The following is a 17,463-nucleotide window of genomic DNA, read 5'->3' as shown; positions in this document are numbered from 1 at the left end:
GGGCACATCTTGCCGTGTCGCGCCCACAGTCGGGAGAGGCCATCCGATCCGCCCTTCCGCTCCGAAGACCACGTGCGAACATCGGACCACGCCCCATGAGAGGAACCCTGCGTGCACGAGCCCACCCTCACGCGGTACGACGCACCCAACGGCGGTCGTGGCGTGATCCTGATGCTGCACGGCGGCAAGCAGCACTCGTTCATGCCGGTCGACTGGCGCAGCACGTCCTGGCGCCGCTCGCACGCGATGCAGAAGTCGATCACGCCGCGGGCGCACGACGAGGGCGTCGGCACCTGGTTGCTGCGCTACCAGCACCGAGGCTGGAACGACGTGCACGCGCCCTCCCCGGTCCCCGACGCGCGGTGGGCCGTCGAGCAGGTCGTCCGGGCACTGGGCGACGTACCGATCGTCCTGCTGGGGCACTCGATGGGCGCGCGCACCGCCGTGCACGTCGCCGACCACCCGCAGGTGGTCGGCGTGGTCGCGTTGGCGCCGTGGTTCGAGAAGCACGACCCCGTGGCCACGCTGGCCGACAAGCACCTCGCGGCGGCCCACGGCAGCCGCGACCGGATCACCAGCCCCAAGGCCACCGCCGCGTTCGTACGCCGGGCGCGGGACGTCGCCTCCTCGGTCGAGATGCACGACATGGGGCCGGTCGGGCACTACATGTTCAAGCGCATTCCCCAGTGGAACGACTTCGCGATCACGAGGTCCCTGAAGTTCTTTTCGTGACGGACAGAAAAATTCTTTCCGGATCCGGGAATTGATTGGACGCCGGTCGCGGTTGGGTTCTACATTGATGAAACGAAACAGTTTCGTTCCATCCGAGAACGCGAAGGAAACACATGACACCGACCGGCCAGTCCGAGGTCTCCAGCCCACGGCCCCGCATCGAGGGCGACCGTGAGCAGGAGATCCTCGAGGCGACCCTGTCGGTGCTCTGCGACGTCGGCTACGACCGGCTGACCATGGACGCCGTGGCCACCAGGGCCAAGGCGAGCAAGGCCACCCTCTACCGACGTTGGTCCAGCAAGGCCGCCCTGGTGATCGACGCCTTGATCGCCGAGAAGCAACACCCCGACATCCCCGACACCGGAAGCCTGCGCGACGACCTGGTCCAGGTCAGCTGTGCCATGGGCGGGCTGTCCGACGAGAAGCCGATCGGCATCCTCGCCAGTGTCCTCACCGCGATCAACCGTGACCCGGAGTTCGCCGCGGCGTTCCGCGAGCGCTTCATCGGGCCCAAGGTGGCCGCCAACCGCATCATCTACGACCGGGCGCGAGAGCGAGGCGAGATCCGTGACGACCTCGACATCGACATCATCGCCCCGGCCCTCGCCGCGATCGTCCTTCACCGGACGTTCCTCCTCGGCGACGCCCCGACGCCCGAGCTGATCACCTCGGTCATCGACCAGATCATCGTGCCGGCCTGCCGGCGCTGAGTTCCGCACCACAGAACGGTCCGTCACCACGGGCCGTCGACCTCCCGACCGCTCGAAACCCGAGATTGGATCCACCATGTCCGAAAAGTCCCTGTCCGAGGCGCTACCCGAGGTCCCGCCGCCGGTCTCCAAGGCCGAGAAGAAGCGTCTGGCCTGGGCCCTCGTGCTGATCTCCCTGGCCCAACTGATGGTGGTGCTCGACAGCACCATCGCCAACATCGCCCTCCCGTTCATCGGCGAGGACCTCCACATCAACGAGGCGAACCTGACCTGGATCGTCACCGGCTACGCACTGGCCTTCGGTGGCCTGCTGCTGCTCGGTGGCCGACTCGGTGACCTCTACGGTCGTCGTCGCATCTTCATGGTCGGCGTCGTGGTCTTCGCGATCGCCTCGCTGCTCGGCGGCATCGCCTGGACCGAGCCGCTGCTGCTCTCGTCCCGTGCCCTCCAGGGTGTCGGGGCCGCAATGGCCTCCCCCGCCGCCCTCGCGCTGATCACCACCACGTTCCCGGCCGGCCCGCAGCGCAACCGCGCCTTCGCGGTCTACGCCGCCATGTCCGGCATCGGTGCGGCCGTCGGCCTGATCCTCGGTGGATGGCTCACCGGTCTCGACCAGCCCCTCGGCGTCGACGGATGGCGCCTGACCTTCCTGATCAACGTGCCGATCGGCCTGGTCGCGGCGGGCCTGGCCCCGCGCTTCTTCGAGGAGTCCGAGAAGCACGAGGGTTGGCTCGACATCCCCGGTGCGATCACCGGAACCTTCGGCCTGCTCGGTCTGGTCTACGGCTTCAGCCGCGCCGGCGACGAGCGCTACGGCTGGGGCAACGAGTGGACCATCGCCAGCCTTGCTGCCGGTGTCGCCCTCCTGGTGTTCTTCGCCGTGATCGAGTCGCGTGTCGAGCACCCGTTGCTCCCGGTGCGCGTCTTCGCCCACCGGACCCGCGCGGTCAGCTTCATCGCGATGATGATCCTGCCGGCCGCCATGTTCGCGATGTTCTTCTTCCTCAGCCTCTTCATCCAGAACGTCGTGGGCTACAGCCCGCTGCACGCCGGCTTCGCGTTCCTGCCGTTCTCGGTCGGCATGATCATCTCGGCCACGGCCGCGTCGAGCCTGATCAGCCGCGTCGACCCGCGCATCCTGGCCGGCACCGGTTCACTGGTCGCCGCCGCCGCACTGTTCGGGTTCTCCCGGCTCAGCGTCGACGAGTCCCCGAGCAACCTGCTCGGCGCACTCTCCGGTGACGCGGTAGGCGCGGACGTGAACTACTGGACCCAGATCCTGCCGTACGTGTTCCTGATGGCCCTCGGCATGGGCATGGTCTTCGTGCCGCTGACCCTGACCGCCGTGCACCACCTGCGGGCCCAGGACTCCGGCGTCGGCTCGGGCGTCCTGAACACCATGCAGCAGGTGGGCGGTGCGCTGGGCCTGGCCGTCCTCGCAACGGTCTCGCTGCACTTCACCCGCAACACCGGCGAGGAGATCGCACCCGGCCTGACCAAGGCCGCGATGGACGCCGGCCTGCAGGAGAAGCTCAGCCCGGCGAAGTTCGAGGAGACCATGGGTCAGCTGACCTACCTCGGCGCCTTCACCGACGGTGCGACCACCGCGTTCCTTGTGGGTGCCGCAATGATGCTGACCGCCTCGGTCATCATCTGGCTCTTCCTCGACGTCAAGCACGAGGAGCTCGCCACCGACGGCCCCGAAGCCCAGGTCCACGTCGGCTGATCATCTTCACCAAGTCACGAACGGGCCGGTCGGGAGTAAGTCTCCCGCCCGGCCCGTTCGGTCATTTCAGTCGAGGTCGATCACTGCGTCGGGTCACCGGGTCACTGGGGCGTCTCGAACTCCAGCGCGGAGCCCTCGTCGACCCGTTCCGGCGTGGTCAGCAGGTCGTACGTCGGATCGAGCAGCATCGCCTTCATCTCATCGAGCGAAACCTCGAGTTCGGGATTGGCGTCGGCGCTGAACGGCCTCTCGCGCATGTTCGTCGAGTCCAGGGAGATCTGCAGCAGTCGGTCGTCGTCCTGCAAGGTCACGCTCAGCCGTCCGGGTTGACGCACTGGACCGATCTCCCAGGTGACGCGCATGGTGCCGCGATCGGTCTCCTCCTCGACGCACCGGCCCGTGCAGGACCCCGGTGCCTCGTCACCGGGTGGGGCCGACGAGGCCGACAGGATCAACACGTTGGGTCCGGTCTCGATGCCACCCGGGAACAGGAGCCTCACGGCGGTGACCTCCTGCGGCGTGGTCTCCTCGAACTCCTCCTCCATGGAGGTCGGCTCGGCGGCCATGTGGTCCAGCGCGATCGCGGCCAGCGCCGGGAAGGTGATCGGCACTCGCGTCTCCGCAGTCTCGGTCTCGAATCCGTCGAGCCTCGACCCGGCGTCGACGGCCTCCTGCGTCGTCTTCAGCCCGAACCGGGGGTCGGTGGCGATCGACGTCATCTCGTCGACGCTGATCGACAGGTCGAGCTCGCGCGGGTCGCCGGTGATCTGGTCGCCGGCGTACATCACCCACGTGTACTCGCCCTTGCGCTGCTGGGCCACGATCACGATGCCGGGGTCCTCCTCCGGCATCTCCTCCTGCCACGCGAGCGTGACCTTGCCCTGGTCCGTCGACCACGAGTCGCAGGTGGTCCCGTCCTCGCCACAACCGAGGTCGTCGATCGCTCCCGGGGCCGCGGCGGCCAGGAGCAGGTCGCCATCCTCCGCCTCGCCCGGGTCGAAGCGCAGGTCCGCACCGACCGCGCCCGGGTCGAGGCTCCCCTTGAAGTCGTCCGCGTCACCCATGGACGCCGGCTCGGCGTCGACGTGCTCGAGCACGATCGCGGCGAGGGCCCCGGGAGTCGTGACCGCGACCAGGTCGGCCGGGGTGGTGGTCACCACGTTCCGGTCCGCGTCGCCGCCCTGGAGAGCAGCGACGACTCCCGCCGTACCCACGACGACGGCAAGGGCCGCGACCCCGGCCGCCCCGACCGCGAGGCGACGTCGGCGACGGGCGCGGTGGCCGACGTCGAGCAGTGCACCGGTGTCGAGCGGCGGTACGTCGATGGAGGTGGTGGCGTCGTGCAGACGATCGCCGAACGGGTCAGTCATGGGTTCCTCCTGCGGGGACGATCTCGGGGCCGAGGGTCGTGCGCAGCCGCTTCAGCGCGTCGGAGCACTGGCTTTTCACCGTGCCCTCGGAGATGCCGAGGATGCGAGCGGTCTCGGCGACGCTGAGGTCCTCGAGGTAGCGCAGCACCACGACCGCCCGCTGTCGCGGCGGCAGCCCGGCGACCTCGTCGACCAGCCAGCGCCGGTCCTCGGGGTCTGCGTCACGGGTTCCGCGGTCCGGGAGCTCGGCGGTCGCGTGCTCCTTCTGCCAGGACTTCCTGCGGAACCACGACAGCGCCGTGTTCACCAGGATCTTGCGGGTGTAGGCCTCGGCCGCATCCGCGACGCGCAGTTTGGGCCACGACACGTAGGTCTTCACCAGCGCGGTCTGCACCAGGTCCTCGGCGAGCGCGTGGTCGTGGACCAACAGGTAGGCGGTGCGGTAGAGCGCGGCCCAGCGTGCGCTCGCGAACTCCGCGAACTCGGCGTCCCCCGGTGGACGGGTCATGTGTGTTCCTCCTCGGCATGCACCCCATCAGATGCGCGTGACCCGCGGTTGGGTTGGGTCGGTCGCCGAAAGGAAGACTTCGCGACAAGGATGCGATTCACTGTCACCCGGTGACAGTGAATCGCATCGTTGTCAGAGCGTCGCGGGTTGGCCCTCAGCCGTCGAGGTTCGCCGCGCTCTTCCGGGAGAGTTCGAGTGCGGCGCGCGCCCAGGCCGGGTCGGCCCCGGCGAGGCCGCACGAGGGCGTGACCACCAGTCGGTCGGTCGGCTCGAGGCCGAGCATGTCGAGGAGCCGCAGCAACCGCTCGGAGACACTGCCCTCGGTCGGCCGCGGGTTCGGGACCAGGGACGGGACGGCGCCGAGCAGCACCCGGTCCCCCGCTTCGACGGCCTCGGCCAAGGCGTCGTACGACCCGGGCACGAGCAGGTCGAGGTCGATGCTGATGCCGCGGGCACCGGCGCCGCGGAGCAGCGCGATCGGCACGTCGGGGGCGCAGCAGTGCACGATCGGGGTGGCCCCGGCGCCGGCGATCGCGGCCATCACCTGCTCGAGTGCCCCTGAGGCCTCGGGCGGGTGCACGGCGCGGTGCTTGCCCCAGCCGGACGCAGTCGGGATCTGCGCGGCGAGGACCGCAGGGAGCGCGGGCTCGTCGACCTGCACGAGGATCTCGGTGGCACCCGGAACCCGACGGCGTACGTCGGCGACGTGGTCGCGCAGCCCTTCGGCCAGTGCCTCGGCGAGCTCGCGTCGGGCACCGTGATCGCTCAGGACCTTGTCACCACGCGGCTTCTCGACCGTGGCGGCGAGAGTCCAGGGCCCCGCGACCTGCACCTTGAAGACACCGGTGAAGTCCTGCACCTGCTCCTCGATCGCGTCGAGGTCCTGTGACAGGAGCGACCGGGCCCGGCGGTGGTCGATGCCGGAGTGGTCGGTCAGCCGCCAGCCGGCGGGCTGCAGGTCGGCACCAAGTCCGCTGACCACCGCGAGCCCACGGCCGGTCATGGTGGCGGCGGCGCCGCGCCCGGGCAGCTCGGGCAGGTGCACCAGGTCGGGCAGCTCCCCGACCACCACGCGCACGGCCTCGCCGAAGTCACGCGCGTTGTCGGCCTCGTTGGCCAAGGCTCCACCGCCGGGCATCGAGCCGATGCCGGTCGCCAGTGCGCTCACGCGGTGCCGACTGCCGTGCGCGACGTGGCCGAGATCGTTGCCGAGCCGACCACGCGGGTGCCGTCGTAGATCACCGCGGCCTGGCCGGGCGCGATGCCCTCGGCCGGGTCGAGCAGCTCGATGACGACGTCGTGCCCGTCCGTCGTGACGACGGCCCGGTGCTCGGAGCCGTGCGCCCTCAGCTGCACGGTGCCCCCGAGTCGCTCGGGGACGGTGCCGCACCAGCGGGCCTTGATGCCCTCGATCCGGTCGATGCGCAGCTCTTCGCGTGGGCCGACGGTCACGGTTCCGGAGACCGGCTCGATGTCGAGCACGAAGCGCGGCTTGCCGTCGGGCGCCGGGCGGCCGATGCGCAGGCCCTTGCGCTGGCCGATGGTGTAGGCCGTGGTGCCCTCATGCTGTCCGAGCACCTCGCCGGTGGCGTGGTCGACGATGTCGCCGCTGTCGTTGGGGGCCCGGTCGCCGAGCTTCTCCTTCAGCCAGCCGGCGTTGTCGCCGTCGGCGATGAAGCAGATGTCATGGGAGTCGGGCTTGTTGGCCACCATCAGGCCACGGCGCTCGGCCTCGAGGCGGACGTCGCCCTTGACCGAGTCGCCGAGTGGGAACAGCGAGTGGGCCAGCTGCTCCTGGGTGAGCACGCCGAGCACGTAGGACTGGTCCTTGCCCATGTCGACCGCGCGGTGCATCTCGATCAACCCGTCGGAACCGGTCTCGAGCTGCGCGTAGTGACCGGTGACCACCGCGTCGAAGCCGAGCGCCAGGGCACGGTCGAGCACGGCGGCGAACTTGATCTTCTCGTTGCAGCGCAGGCACGGGTTCGGCGTACGGCCGGCGGCGTACTCGGACATGAAGTCCTCGACGACGTTCTCGTGGAACTCGTCGGACATGTCCCAGACGTAGAACGGGATGCCGATCACGTCGGCGGCCCGGCGCGCGTCGTTGCTGTCCTCGATCGTGCAGCAGCCGCGGGCGCCGCTGCGGTAGGACTTGGGGTTGCGCGACAGGGCGAGGTGGATGCCGGTGACGTCGTGGCCGGCCTCGGCAGCGCGTGCGGCAGCAACGGCGGAGTCGACGCCGCCGGACATCGCGGCCAGAACCCTCATGTCACGAGCCCTTCCGGGCACCGGCCGCGCGGGCCCGCTCGACTACCGGACCGATCGCCTCGACCAGTGCGTCGATGTCGGACTGCGTGGTGGTGTGGCCGAGCGAGAAGCGCAGCGAACCCCGCGCCTCGGCCTCGGTGCAGCCCATCGCCAGGAGCACGTGCGAGGCCTGCGGCACACCGGCGTTGCAGGCCGAGCCGGTGGAGCACTCGATGCCGCGGGCGTCGAGCAGCATCAGCAGCGAGTCTCCCTCGCAGCCCGGGAAGCGCAGGTGAGCGTGACCGGGCAGCAGGTGCGCCGGTTCTCCGTTGCGCACGGCGTCGGGGACGATCGCGCAGACCCGGTCGACGAGCTGGTCGCGCAACGCGGCCAGCCGGACGTAGTGGTCGGCCTGCGACTTCACCGATGCCTCGACCGCGGCCGCCAGTCCGGCGATCGCGGGAGTGTCGATGGTGCCGCTGCGGATGTCGCGCTCCTGTCCGCCGCCGTGCACCAGCGGCGTGACCTCGAGCTCGCGGCGTACGACGAGGGCGCCGACCCCGAACGGGCCACCGACCTTGTGCCCGGTGAGCGTCAGGGCGTCGACTCCCGAGGCCGCGAAGTCGACCGGCACGGCGCCGATCGCCTGGACGGCGTCGGTGTGGACGGGAATACCGTGGGCGGCGGCCAGCTCGACGATCTCGTCGATCGGCTGGATCGTGCCGACCTCGTTGTTGGCCCACATCACGGAGATGAGCGCGACGTCGTCGGGGTTGCGCTCGACCGCGGCGCGCAGCGCGTCAATCTTGAGGCGACCGAGCGAGTCGACCGGCAGCAGCTCGACCTGCGCGTCCTCGTCCTCGGAAAGCCAGTGCAGCGGGTCGAGCACGGCGTGGTGCTCGATGGCGCTGCTGAGGATGCGGGGGCCCCGGTTCGCCGAGCGCATGCGGGCCCAGTAGATGCCCTTGAGCGCCAGGTTGTCCGCCTCGGTGCCACCGGAGGTGAAGACCACTTCGCCGGGTCGGCAGTTGAGGGCCTGCGCGATCTGCTCGCGCGACTCCTCGACCACCCGGCGCGCGTGACGCCCGGAGGCGTGCAACGACGACGGGTTGCCGACCGAGGTCAGCTGTGCAGTGAGTGCGTCGACGGCCGCCGGGAGCATCGGCGTCGTGGCGGCGTGGTCGAGGTAAACGGTCGTCATTGCATCTTCAAGGGTACGGCGCGCCGTCATATGACGCCTAACCACCGGTGCTCCGCGTCCTCACGACGTACGGCGTCGCGCAGCCACGCCCGCTCGTTCTCCCCGAGCAGTGGCCACGCGGCCACGAGGTCGCGCAGGTCCTTGGATCGGTCGAGGCGGGCCTTGTGCTGGAGCACGACCTCGGGCCGCAGGTAGCGGATGCCGTCGGCGGCCACCCAGGTCACGTCGTCCAGTGGCGCGTGCCATGCGGGGTCACGCCGCGAGACCCACTGCCCCTCGTGGTCCTCGCTGAGGATGCAGTCCATGATCCACGGTGCCGTGGCGTGCTCCCGCAACCAGACCTGGCTGGCTCCCTCGTGCAGCTCGGGCCACGTGTCGTTGACCGGGCGTATGGCGCCGGCCCCGGCACCCCACGCGTGGTAGCGCCCACGCACCACGTCGAGCAGCTTCGGCAGGTCACGCGCGAAGATCACCACGTCGATGTCCTCATGCGGCCGGGGGACGCCGGTGAACGCCTCGATCGCCCAACCGCCGACGACCCACCACGGTGCCTCGAAGTCGCGGAGGAACTCCACGGTCTCCGCCGGGTCGAGGGAGTCCCACGCGCCGTACAGCCGCTGGAACTCGATCTCTTCCTCGTCCTCGGTCAGGTCGGCCACCCGGACAGGTTAGAGGGTCCGCGGTCCAGCATGTCGGCCAGGGATTCGAGGACAGTCCCGTCCGCGGCACGGTGGCCGTCACGGTCCGATGGAGTCGACGCTCAGAGCAGCACGAGGTCGTCGCGGTGCACGACCTCGCGTTCGTAGGCCGCACCGAGCTCCTTCTTCAACGCGTGCGACGACTTGCCGGCCAGCGACGGGATCTCGTCGGCGTCGAAGTTCACCAGGCCGCGGGCCACGGGGACGCCGTCGGGCCCGACCAGGTCGACCGGGTCACCGCCGACGAAGCCACCGGTCGCGCCCACCACGCCGGCCGCCAGCAACGACGCACGCCGTTCGACGACGGCCTTGACCGCGCCGGCGTCGAGCAACAGCTGACCCTTGGGCTCGGTGGCGTGCGCGAGCCACAGCAGTCGCGTGGGCCGGCGCTTGCCGGTGGCGTGGAAGAGCGTGCCGACCGGCTTGCCGGCCAGGGCCTCCCCCGCCTGCGGGGCCGAGGTCAGGACGACGGGGATGCCGGCACCTGTCGCGATGGCGGCTGCCTCGACCTTGGTGTGCATGCCGCCCGTGCCGAGGCCGGCTGCGCCGGTCGACCCGATCGACAGGCCTGCCAGGTCGGCCGAGGAACGCACGTTCGGCACGAGCGAGGTGCCCGGGGTCGCGGGGTTGCCGTCGTACAGCCCGTCGACGTCGGAGAGCAGCACCAGAAGGTCGGCGTGCACGAGGTGGGCGACCAGGGCGGCCAGGCGGTCGTTGTCGCCGAAGCGGATCTCGGACGTGGCGACGGTGTCGTTCTCGTTGACGATCGGCACCACCCCGAGCTCCAGCAGCTTGGCCATCGTCTGGTGCGCGTTGCGGTAGTGGGAGCGACGGGTGACGTCGTCGACGGTCAGCAGCACTTGCCCGGCGGTGAGTCCGTGCCGGGCCAGCTCCTCGGTGTAGCGGTGCACCAGCAGGCCCTGGCCCACCGACGCGGCGGCCTGTTGCGCGGCCAGCCCGCGCGGACGCCGAGCCAGCCCCAGCGGAGCCAGGCCGGCGGCGATGGCACCCGAGGAGACCAGCACGACCTCGACGCCACGGGCGCGGACGGCAGCCAGCGTGTCGACCAGGTCACGAACTCGCGACGGGTCGATGCCGCCGGCGGCGGTGGTCAGCGACGACGACCCGACCTTGACCACGACGCGGCGCGCCGCGGTCACCTGGTCGCGCGCGCTCATGACTCGTCGGCCTCCGTGGCCCGCTCGGTGGTCGCGTCCTCGGCAACATCGGTGCCGTCCACCTGCTCGGCGACAGCGTCCTCGGAAGCATCGGTGCCTTCGCCGGCCACCTGCGCGTCGGGGTCGAACTCGTTCCAGTCGGGGTCTTCCTCGGAGCCGACGACGTACGACATGGGGCCGGCGTCGCCGCTGTCGAGGCGACGGGCCACGTCGGCACGGGTCTCGGTCTCGGAACGCTCGGGCATCTGCTCCTGGATGTCACGACGGCGGGTCGCCGCGGGGCGCTCCTCACGCAGCCGTTCGTCCTCGCCACGACGGCCGAGCATCTCCGCACCGGCCTCGATGCCGGGCTTGAAGTCGAAGACGACCGCGTTGTCGGCGTGGCCGATCAGGACGGCGTCGCCCTCCTCGGCGCCGAGCTCGACCAGCTTCTTCTCCACGCCGAGGGCGTTGAGGCGGTCGGCGAGGAAGCCCACGGCCTCCTCGTTGTTGAAGTCGGTCTGACGCACCCAGCGCTCGGGCTTCTCGCCACGCACGCGCCAGCCCTCGCCGGTCTCCTTGATCGTGAAGTCGCCCGAGCCGTCGGCCGACTTCGGACGGATCACCATGCGGGGCACCTCGACGACCGGCTTCTCCGCACGAGCCCGCGAGACCAGCTCGGCCATCGCGAAGGTCAGCTCGCGCATGCCCTCTCCGGAGGCGGCGCTGACCTCGAAGACCCGCAGGCCGCGGTCGCGCAGCTCCTCGACGACGAACGAGGCGATGTCGCGCCCGTCGGGCACGTCGACCTTGTTCAGGGCGACCAGGCGCGGGCGGTCCTCGAGGCCGCCGTACCGGCTGAGCTCGTTCTCCATGATGTCGAGGTCCTCGACCGGGTTGCGGCCGGGCTCGATGGTGGCGGTGTCGATGACGTGCAGCAGGGCCGCGCACCGCTCGATGTGGCGCAGGAAGTCGTGGCCGAGACCGCGTCCGTCGGCGGCACCCTCGATCAGGCCGGGCACGTCGGCCACGGTGAACGTCGTGTCACCGGCGCGTACGACGCCGAGGTTCGGCACCAGTGTCGTGAACGGGTAGTCGGCGATCTTGGGCCGGGCCCGCGAGATCGCCGCGATCAGCGAGGACTTGCCGGCGCTCGGGAAGCCGACCAGGCCGATGTCGGCGACGACCTTCAGCTCGAGGACGATGTCGAGCTCGTCGCCGGGCTCGCCGAGCAGCGCGAAGCCGGGCGCCTTGCGCTTGGAGGAGGCCAGTGCGGCGTTGCCGAGGCCACCGTTGCCGCCCTTGGCGATGACCAGCTCGGTGCCGGCGCCGACCATGTCGGCGATCACGTTGCCCTTGTCGTCGGTGACGACGGTGCCGTCGGGAATGGGCAGCACCATGTCGGCACCGTGGGCGCCGTTCTTGTGCGACCCGGCGCCCTGGCGGCCGTTCTCACCTCGGCGCACCGGGCTGTGGTGGTAGTCGATGAGTGTCGTGATGTCGGGGTCGACGCGGAGGATCACGGACCCGCCGGGTCCACCGTTGCCGCCGTCGGGGCCACCGAGAGGCTTGAACTTCTCCCTGTGGACCGACGCGACACCGTTGCCGCCCCGGCCTGCTGCGACGTGCAGCTTGACCTGGTCGACGAATGTCGGAACTGCCATGGAGATCTCCTGGTGGTCTAAATGCCGAAGGCGCCCCTAGATCCTAGGGACGCCAACGGGATGATGCGTGGGTGCGGGTGAGCGTCAGTTCACTCGCCCGGCAGGATGTTCACGACACGACGGCCGCGCTTGGTGCCGAACTCGACCGCGCCGCCGACGAGGGCGAACAGGGTGTCGTCACCGCCGCGGCCGACGCCGCTGCCCGGGTGGAAGTGCGTGCCGCGCTGGCGGACGATGATCTCGCCGGCGTTGACGGTCTGGCCGCCGTAGCGCTTCACGCCGAGGCGCTGGGAGTTCGAGTCGCGACCGTTCTTGGTGGACGCGGCGCCCTTCTTGTGTGCCATTTCTGAATCCTTTGTCGAGTCGAGGAACAACCAGGGCGGCAGCGCGGCGACGAAGTCGACCCGCTCGCCCCAATGTCACTGGGAGATGTCGGTGACCTTGACCTGGGTGTACTTCTGACGGTGACCCTGGCGCTTCTTGTAACCGGTCTTGTTCTTGTACTTCTGGATGATGATCTTGGGGCCCTTGGTGGCGCCGAGGACCTCGACGGTCACGGATGCCTTGTCGAGGCCGGTCGAGGTGACGTCTTCACCGTCGACGAGCAGGACCACGGGGAGGGTCACCGACTCACCGACAGCGGTCTCCACCTTGTCGATCTCGATGACGTCGCCCACGGCAACCTTCTGCTGGGTGGCGCCTGCGCGCACGATCGCGTACACCGCGGTCTCCTTCGTCGAGTGACTTCTACTTCAAATCTCTGGGCTCCGGGGCCAGTCACGCGCGGGCGCGGATGTCCGTCAGGACAACGCCGGGTGGTGGCCACGCAGAGAGGGCATACGGATGCATACCGAAGAGCAATACTACGGTTCCCGGGGCCCGACCGCAAAACGAGCGGACCCCGGTCGCCCGGTCAGTGCTTGCGGCCGCCCTTGTTCTTCACCGGGACGTGCAGGTCGGCGCCGCCCTCGGAGGCCGGAGCGCCTGCCTCAGCGGTCTCCGGTGCGGCCGTGGAGCCGGCTCCGGAGGCCCGGCTGGCACCGCGACGACCACGCGTGCGCGTGACCACCTTCGGGGCCTCGACGGGTGCTGCGTCGGAGACCTCGGGGGCCGCCGGCGGTGCGGTCACGGTGAGCGCCTCCACGACCGGGGTCGTGTGTACGCCGCTGGGCCGGCTGGCCCGACGACGGGTACGGGTGACCACCTTGGGTGCCTCGACCGGAGCTGCCTCGACGTGTTTCTCGGCCTCGACGGGCTTGTCGGTCTCGACAGGTGCCACGGCGACCGGCTTCTCGGCCTCGACCGGGGCCGACTGCTCGCCCCGAGCCTGGTTCTGCGTGCTGCTCCCGCCCTGCGCGTCCGCGTCGTCGGCAGCCCTGTCGGCTGCGGCGTCTGCCGTGTCCGACGTGTCGGCGGACCTCGTCGTACGACGGCGGTTGGCATTGCGCGAGCCGCGAGTGCGGGTCGTGGTGGTGGTCGTCGGTGCGGGTGCCTCGGCCGGGGCCTCGGACGTGGTGTCGACGGTGGGCTCGGCGTCGCCCGTCGCCTCGTCCGACGCGTCGACCGGGGACCGGTCGGCGTTCTCCGGACGGGCCACCGCGGCCACGTCCTTCGGCGAGGGCGGTGCCGGCGGGGTGGCCCGGGAGTCGTTGCCCCGCTGGTTGCCGTTGCCGCTTCCCTGGTTGCCCTGGTTGCCGCTGTCGTCGCCCTTGCGGCCGCGGCCGCGACGGCCACCGGAGCGGGCGCCGTCGTCGGTGTTCTTCTGCTCGACGGGCATGTCGTGCACCATGATGCCGCGGCCCTGGCAGTGCTCGCAGTCCTCACTGAAGGCCTCGAGCAGGCCGGTGCCGATCCGCTTGCGGGTCATCTGGACCAGGCCGAGCGAGGTGACCTCGGCGACCTGGTGACGGGTGCGGTCGCGACCCAGGCACTCGACCAGGCGACGCAGCACCAGGTCGCGGTTGCTCTCGAGGACCATGTCGATGAAGTCGACGACGATGATGCCGCCGATGTCGCGCAGCCGGAGCTGGCGGACGATCTCTTCAGCGGCCTCGAGGTTGTTCTTGGTGACGGTCTCCTCGAGGTTGCCCCCCGAGCCGGTGAACTTCCCGGTGTTGACGTCGACGACCGTCATGGCCTCGGTGCGGTCGATGATCAGCGAGCCACCGGAGGGCAGCCAGACCTTGCGGTCGAGCCCCTTGGCGATCTGCTCGTCGATGCGGTAGGTCGCGAACGAGTCCTTGCCGTTGGGCGACTCGAAGCGCTCGAGACGGTCCTGGAGGTCGGGCGCCACCTCGGCGACGTAGCCCTGGACGGTGTTCCAGGCGTCCTCGCCCTCGATGACCAGCTTGGCGAAGTCCTCGGTGAAGAGGTCGCGGACCACCTTGAGGGTCAGGTCGGGCTCTCCGTAGAGGAGCTTGGGAGAGTTGCCGGACTTGGCCTTCGACTCGATCTCGTCCCAGCGGGCCTTGAGGCGCTCGACGTCCTGGGTCAGCTCCTCCTCGGAGGCACCCTCGGCTGCCGTGCGCACGATGACGCCGGCGGTGTCGGGGACGATCTCCTTGAGCAGCGTCTTGAGGCGGCTGCGCTCGGTGTCGGGCAGCTTGCGGGAGATGCCGCTGGTGGTGCCGTCGGGCACGTAGACCAGGAACCGGCCGGCGAGGCTGACCTGGCCGGTGAGGCGGGCACCCTTGTGGCCGATCGGGTCCTTGGTGACCTGCACCAGGATCGACTGGCCGCTGGTCAGCACCGACTCGATCTTGCGGGGCTGGCCGTCCTTGTGACCGAGCGCGGCCCAGTTGATCTCACCGGCGTAGATCACGGCGTTGCGGCCCTTGCCGATGTCGACGAATGCCGCCTCCATGGAGGGGAGCACGTTCTGCACGCGGCCGACGTAGACGTTGCCGATCAGCGACGTCTGGGACTCGCGGGCGACGTAGTGCTCGACGAGGACCTTGTCCTCGAGCACGGCGATCTGGGTGAGGTCGGGGCGCTGGCGGATCACCATGTTGCGCTCGACCGACTCGCGGCGGGCCAGGAACTCGGCCTCGCTCACGATCGGGGCGCGGCGACGTCCGGCCTCGCGGCCCTCGCGGCGACGCTGCTTCTTGGCCTCGAGGCGGGTGGAACCGGCGACGGCGGTGATCTGGTCCTCGGCCGAGCGCGACTGGCGCACCCGGGTGACGGTGTTCTCGGGGTCGTCGGAGGCTCCCCCACCGGAGTCACCGGCGCGGCGGCGACGGCGACGACGACGGGTGCCACCTGCGCCGTTCTCGCCGGTCTCGTCGTCGTCTGCGGAGTCGTCCTCGTCGGTGTCGGCGTTCTGCTCGTTGCCCTCGCCCGCGGAGTCGGGGCCGTCGCCGGCCTTGCGACGGCGGCGGCCGCCACGGCGGCGACGACGACGCGGTCCGCCGCTCGTCTCTCCCGCCTCGTCGTCGGCGTCGGTGCCGTCGGTGCCGTCGATCGACTCATCAGGGGCGGCGTCGTCGGAGGCAGCCTCGTCGGCCTCTTCCTCGAGTTCCTCGGCCTTCGCCTTGGCACCCTTGCCCTTGCCGCCCTTGCCCTTGTTGCCGCCCTTCTTGGCCGGCTTGTCGGACTTCTCGGCTCCGGACTTCTCGTCCTCGGCCGGGGCATCGTCGGTCTGCGCCTCGTCGACCTTGGCGTCGTCGGCCTTGGCGGTCTGTGCGTCGGCTGCCTCGGGGGCGGTGGCCTTCTTGGCCTTGCCACCGGACTTCTTCTTGGGCTTCGGCTTCTCCTCGGCCGCCGCGCTCTCCGGCGCGGCGTCCTCGACGGCCGGCGAGGCGGTGGCCTCGGGCTCAGTGTCCTCGGGTGCGGCCGACTCGGCCTCGACCGAGACGACCTTGGTCCGGCGGGTACGCCGCACCGGTGCCTTGGTCGGCTCGGGAGCCTGGAACAGCAGTGCCGTGGCGGGTGCCGGCGACTCGGCCTCGGCCTCGGCCGTGGTGTCGGTGGCGGGCGCGTCGGTGGTCTCGTCCAGGGGCAGGACTTCCTGGGCGGCGACCTTCTTGGCTGCGGTGCGCTTGGCCGGGGCCTTCTTGGCCGCGGTCTTGCGGGCGGTGGTCTTGCGGGCCGCCGTCTTCTTGGCGGGGGCCGCCTCGGCGGGAGGGGCCTCGTCGGACGTCGGCGCGTCGCCGGCGACGGGCTCGACGGCCGGCTCGTCAGCCGGGCCCGCAGCAGCGGTCTTCTTCGCGGCGGCACGCTTGGCGGGCGCCTTCTTGGCCGCGGTCTTGCGGGCGGTGGTCTTGCGAGCCGCCGTCTTCTTGGCGGGGGCGGCGTCGGTCTCGACCGCCGCGGACTCGGTGGGCACCGGGTCCGAGGGAGTTGATTCCGTGGTGCCGGTGTTGTCGTCGTCGAGCATGTTGCGCTCCTCGGCAGCCGTGGCCCTTTCAGGTGGCCTGCTACCAGTCCGACGCGTGATGCTCCGTGTGGGTCACCACGCGTTAAGCCTTCAGGTGGCGACGAAGAACTCCGCAGGGCGTCATCGAGTGCCTGCCATGTCACCTGCCGCGGTCGCCGGGCCTGATCGTGTCGCTCTCACCAACACGGGGCCGCGTCGCGGTCTGGTGACGACCTCCACTCCATGTGCCGGTGCCTCGGGGGCCTCGGCGAGAACGTCGTCGGGTCGGTGTGTGCGGCAAGCCGCAGCACGGTGACCTGTGGCGAGTATCGCACACAGGCGCCGAAACCCGGCCAATGCCGATCAGGCCAGCGGGTCGCCGATCGCGCCGTCGTCGAGGAGGACGCCCTGGGCGGCCCGGGTCAGCAGGGTGCCGCCGGAGGCCAGGTCGAGGCCGGCCACCTGCGCCAGACCGGTGAGCACGTCGTCGGGTCGCACGCTGGGGACGCCGTGGACCAGCACGACGTCGATCCGCACGCCCCGCTCGGTGGCGGAGGCCGACATCGAGCGCACGGCGCCCCGGCAGTCGAAGGTGCGCAGGCCCTTCTTGGTCATCCGCTCGACCGAGACCTCCTCGGCAGCCAGGAACTGCGCGACCGCGTCGACGGCCACCTGGGCGTCGAGGGCGAGGTCGATCTGCCAGTGGCTGGCCTGCAGGTTGTCGGCCAGCGACCCGCCCGGCGACACGACGACCTCGAGGATGTCGAGCCCGTCGGGGAGCGCCTCGGCGAGGAGCTCGTGCATCGCGGCCGGGTCGACGATCTCGGCGAGCGCGATCTCGAGGTATTCGGCCTCGCTGGCGGACCCGGTCGGCGCCGCGCCGGCGTACGAGATGCGAGGGTGCGGGTTGAAGCCCGAGGAATAGGCCATCGGCACGCGGGCCCGGAAGACGGCGCGTTCGAAGGCCCGGCTGAAGTCGCGGTGGCTGGTGAACCGGAGCCGGCCCCGCTTGGCGTACCGGATGCGGAGTCGCTGGACCGGAGGGGCTTGTTGTTCGGGCTGTTCACGCACGGGGGCACGATATCGGGCG

Annotated in this window: 15 protein-coding genes; 3 read left to right on the top strand and 12 right to left on the bottom strand. The window is 70.5% G+C overall.

What is annotated here, in order from left to right; genetic code table 11:
• The first annotated feature begins 111 nt into the window (after positions 1 to 111).
• From ASH02_RS07715 to ASH02_RS07705, 3 genes are all read left to right on the top strand, one after another.
• Positions 112 to 732 (top strand): alpha/beta hydrolase, encoded by a 621-nt coding sequence (locus ASH02_RS07715; RefSeq protein ID WP_057294531.1) that lies wholly within the window; start codon positions 112 to 114, stop codon positions 730 to 732.
• 113 nt (positions 733 to 845) lie between these two features.
• Positions 846 to 1,442 carry a TetR/AcrR family transcriptional regulator gene (locus tag ASH02_RS07710; protein WP_057294530.1) on the top strand — a complete coding sequence of 199 codons (597 nt, stop codon included), beginning with the start codon at positions 846 to 848 and terminating at the stop codon, positions 1,440 to 1,442.
• A 76-nt stretch (positions 1,443 to 1,518) separates the two neighbouring features.
• Complete coding sequence (locus ASH02_RS07705) at positions 1,519 to 3,168, top strand: MFS transporter (protein WP_082599674.1); 1,650 nt, start codon at positions 1,519 to 1,521, stop codon at positions 3,166 to 3,168.
• 101 nt (positions 3,169 to 3,269) lie between these two features.
• Here ASH02_RS07705 and ASH02_RS07700 read toward each other — a convergent pair whose 3' ends face one another.
• The 12 genes from ASH02_RS07700 to ASH02_RS07645 form a co-directional block, all read right to left on the bottom strand.
• Positions 3,270 to 4,538 (bottom strand): hypothetical protein, encoded by a 1,269-nt coding sequence (locus ASH02_RS07700; RefSeq protein ID WP_057294529.1) that lies wholly within the window; start codon positions 4,536 to 4,538, stop codon positions 3,270 to 3,272.
• Positions 4,531 to 5,046 carry a SigE family RNA polymerase sigma factor gene (locus tag ASH02_RS07695; protein WP_057294528.1) on the bottom strand — a complete coding sequence of 172 codons (516 nt, stop codon included), beginning with the start codon at positions 5,044 to 5,046 and terminating at the stop codon, positions 4,531 to 4,533. The genes ASH02_RS07700 and ASH02_RS07695 overlap by 8 nt, the downstream gene beginning before the upstream one ends.
• A 154-nt stretch (positions 5,047 to 5,200) precedes the next feature.
• Complete coding sequence (locus tag ASH02_RS07690; protein ID WP_235539012.1) at positions 5,201 to 6,214, bottom strand: methionine synthase; 1,014 nt, start codon at positions 6,212 to 6,214, stop codon at positions 5,201 to 5,203.
• Positions 6,211 to 7,317 carry a tRNA 2-thiouridine(34) synthase MnmA gene (gene mnmA, locus ASH02_RS07685; protein WP_057294527.1) on the bottom strand — a complete coding sequence of 369 codons (1,107 nt, stop codon included), beginning with the start codon at positions 7,315 to 7,317 and terminating at the stop codon, positions 6,211 to 6,213. The genes ASH02_RS07690 and mnmA overlap by 4 nt, the downstream gene beginning before the upstream one ends.
• A 1-nt stretch (position 7,318) precedes the next feature.
• On the bottom strand, positions 7,319 to 8,497 hold the full coding sequence (locus tag ASH02_RS07680) for a cysteine desulfurase family protein (protein WP_057294526.1): 1,179 nt from the start codon (positions 8,495 to 8,497) through the stop codon (positions 7,319 to 7,321).
• Positions 8,498 to 8,523: 26 nt separating this feature from the next.
• Complete coding sequence (locus ASH02_RS07675) at positions 8,524 to 9,156, bottom strand: nucleotidyltransferase domain-containing protein (RefSeq protein ID WP_057294525.1); 633 nt, start codon at positions 9,154 to 9,156, stop codon at positions 8,524 to 8,526.
• 101 nt (positions 9,157 to 9,257) lie between these two features.
• Positions 9,258 to 10,373, bottom strand: coding sequence for a glutamate 5-kinase (gene proB, locus ASH02_RS07670; RefSeq protein WP_056892287.1), 1,116 nt, complete (start codon positions 10,371 to 10,373; stop codon positions 9,258 to 9,260).
• The gene (gene obgE / locus ASH02_RS07665; RefSeq protein WP_082563485.1) at positions 10,370 to 12,016 is read right to left on the bottom strand and encodes a GTPase ObgE; all 1,647 of its coding nucleotides are present in this window, start codon (positions 12,014 to 12,016) and stop codon (positions 10,370 to 10,372) included. The genes proB and obgE overlap by 4 nt, the downstream gene beginning before the upstream one ends.
• 89 nt (positions 12,017 to 12,105) lie before the next feature.
• Positions 12,106 to 12,360: a 50S ribosomal protein L27 gene (gene rpmA, locus ASH02_RS07660; protein WP_056675906.1), complete on the bottom strand. Its 255-nt coding sequence runs from the start codon at positions 12,358 to 12,360 to the stop codon at positions 12,106 to 12,108.
• A 75-nt stretch (positions 12,361 to 12,435) separates the two neighbouring features.
• Complete coding sequence (rplU, locus tag ASH02_RS07655) at positions 12,436 to 12,738, bottom strand: 50S ribosomal protein L21 (protein ID WP_056675903.1); 303 nt, start codon at positions 12,736 to 12,738, stop codon at positions 12,436 to 12,438.
• 191 nt (positions 12,739 to 12,929) lie between these two features.
• Positions 12,930 to 16,394, bottom strand: coding sequence for an Rne/Rng family ribonuclease (locus tag ASH02_RS25580; protein WP_082620832.1), 3,465 nt, complete (start codon positions 16,392 to 16,394; stop codon positions 12,930 to 12,932).
• Positions 16,395 to 16,736: 342 nt separating this feature from the next.
• Entirely contained in the window at positions 16,737 to 17,444 is a 708-nt protein-coding gene (locus tag ASH02_RS07645; RefSeq protein ID WP_057294524.1) for a TIGR03936 family radical SAM-associated protein, read from the bottom strand.
• Positions 17,445 to 17,463 lie beyond the last annotated feature (19 nt).

This window comes from Nocardioides sp. Soil796 (assembly GCF_001429525.1).
GTDB lineage: Bacteria > Actinomycetota > Actinomycetes > Propionibacteriales > Nocardioidaceae > Nocardioides.
Note: the sequence above shows the minus strand (reverse complement) of the source record. Positions and strands in the feature narration are given on the sequence as shown.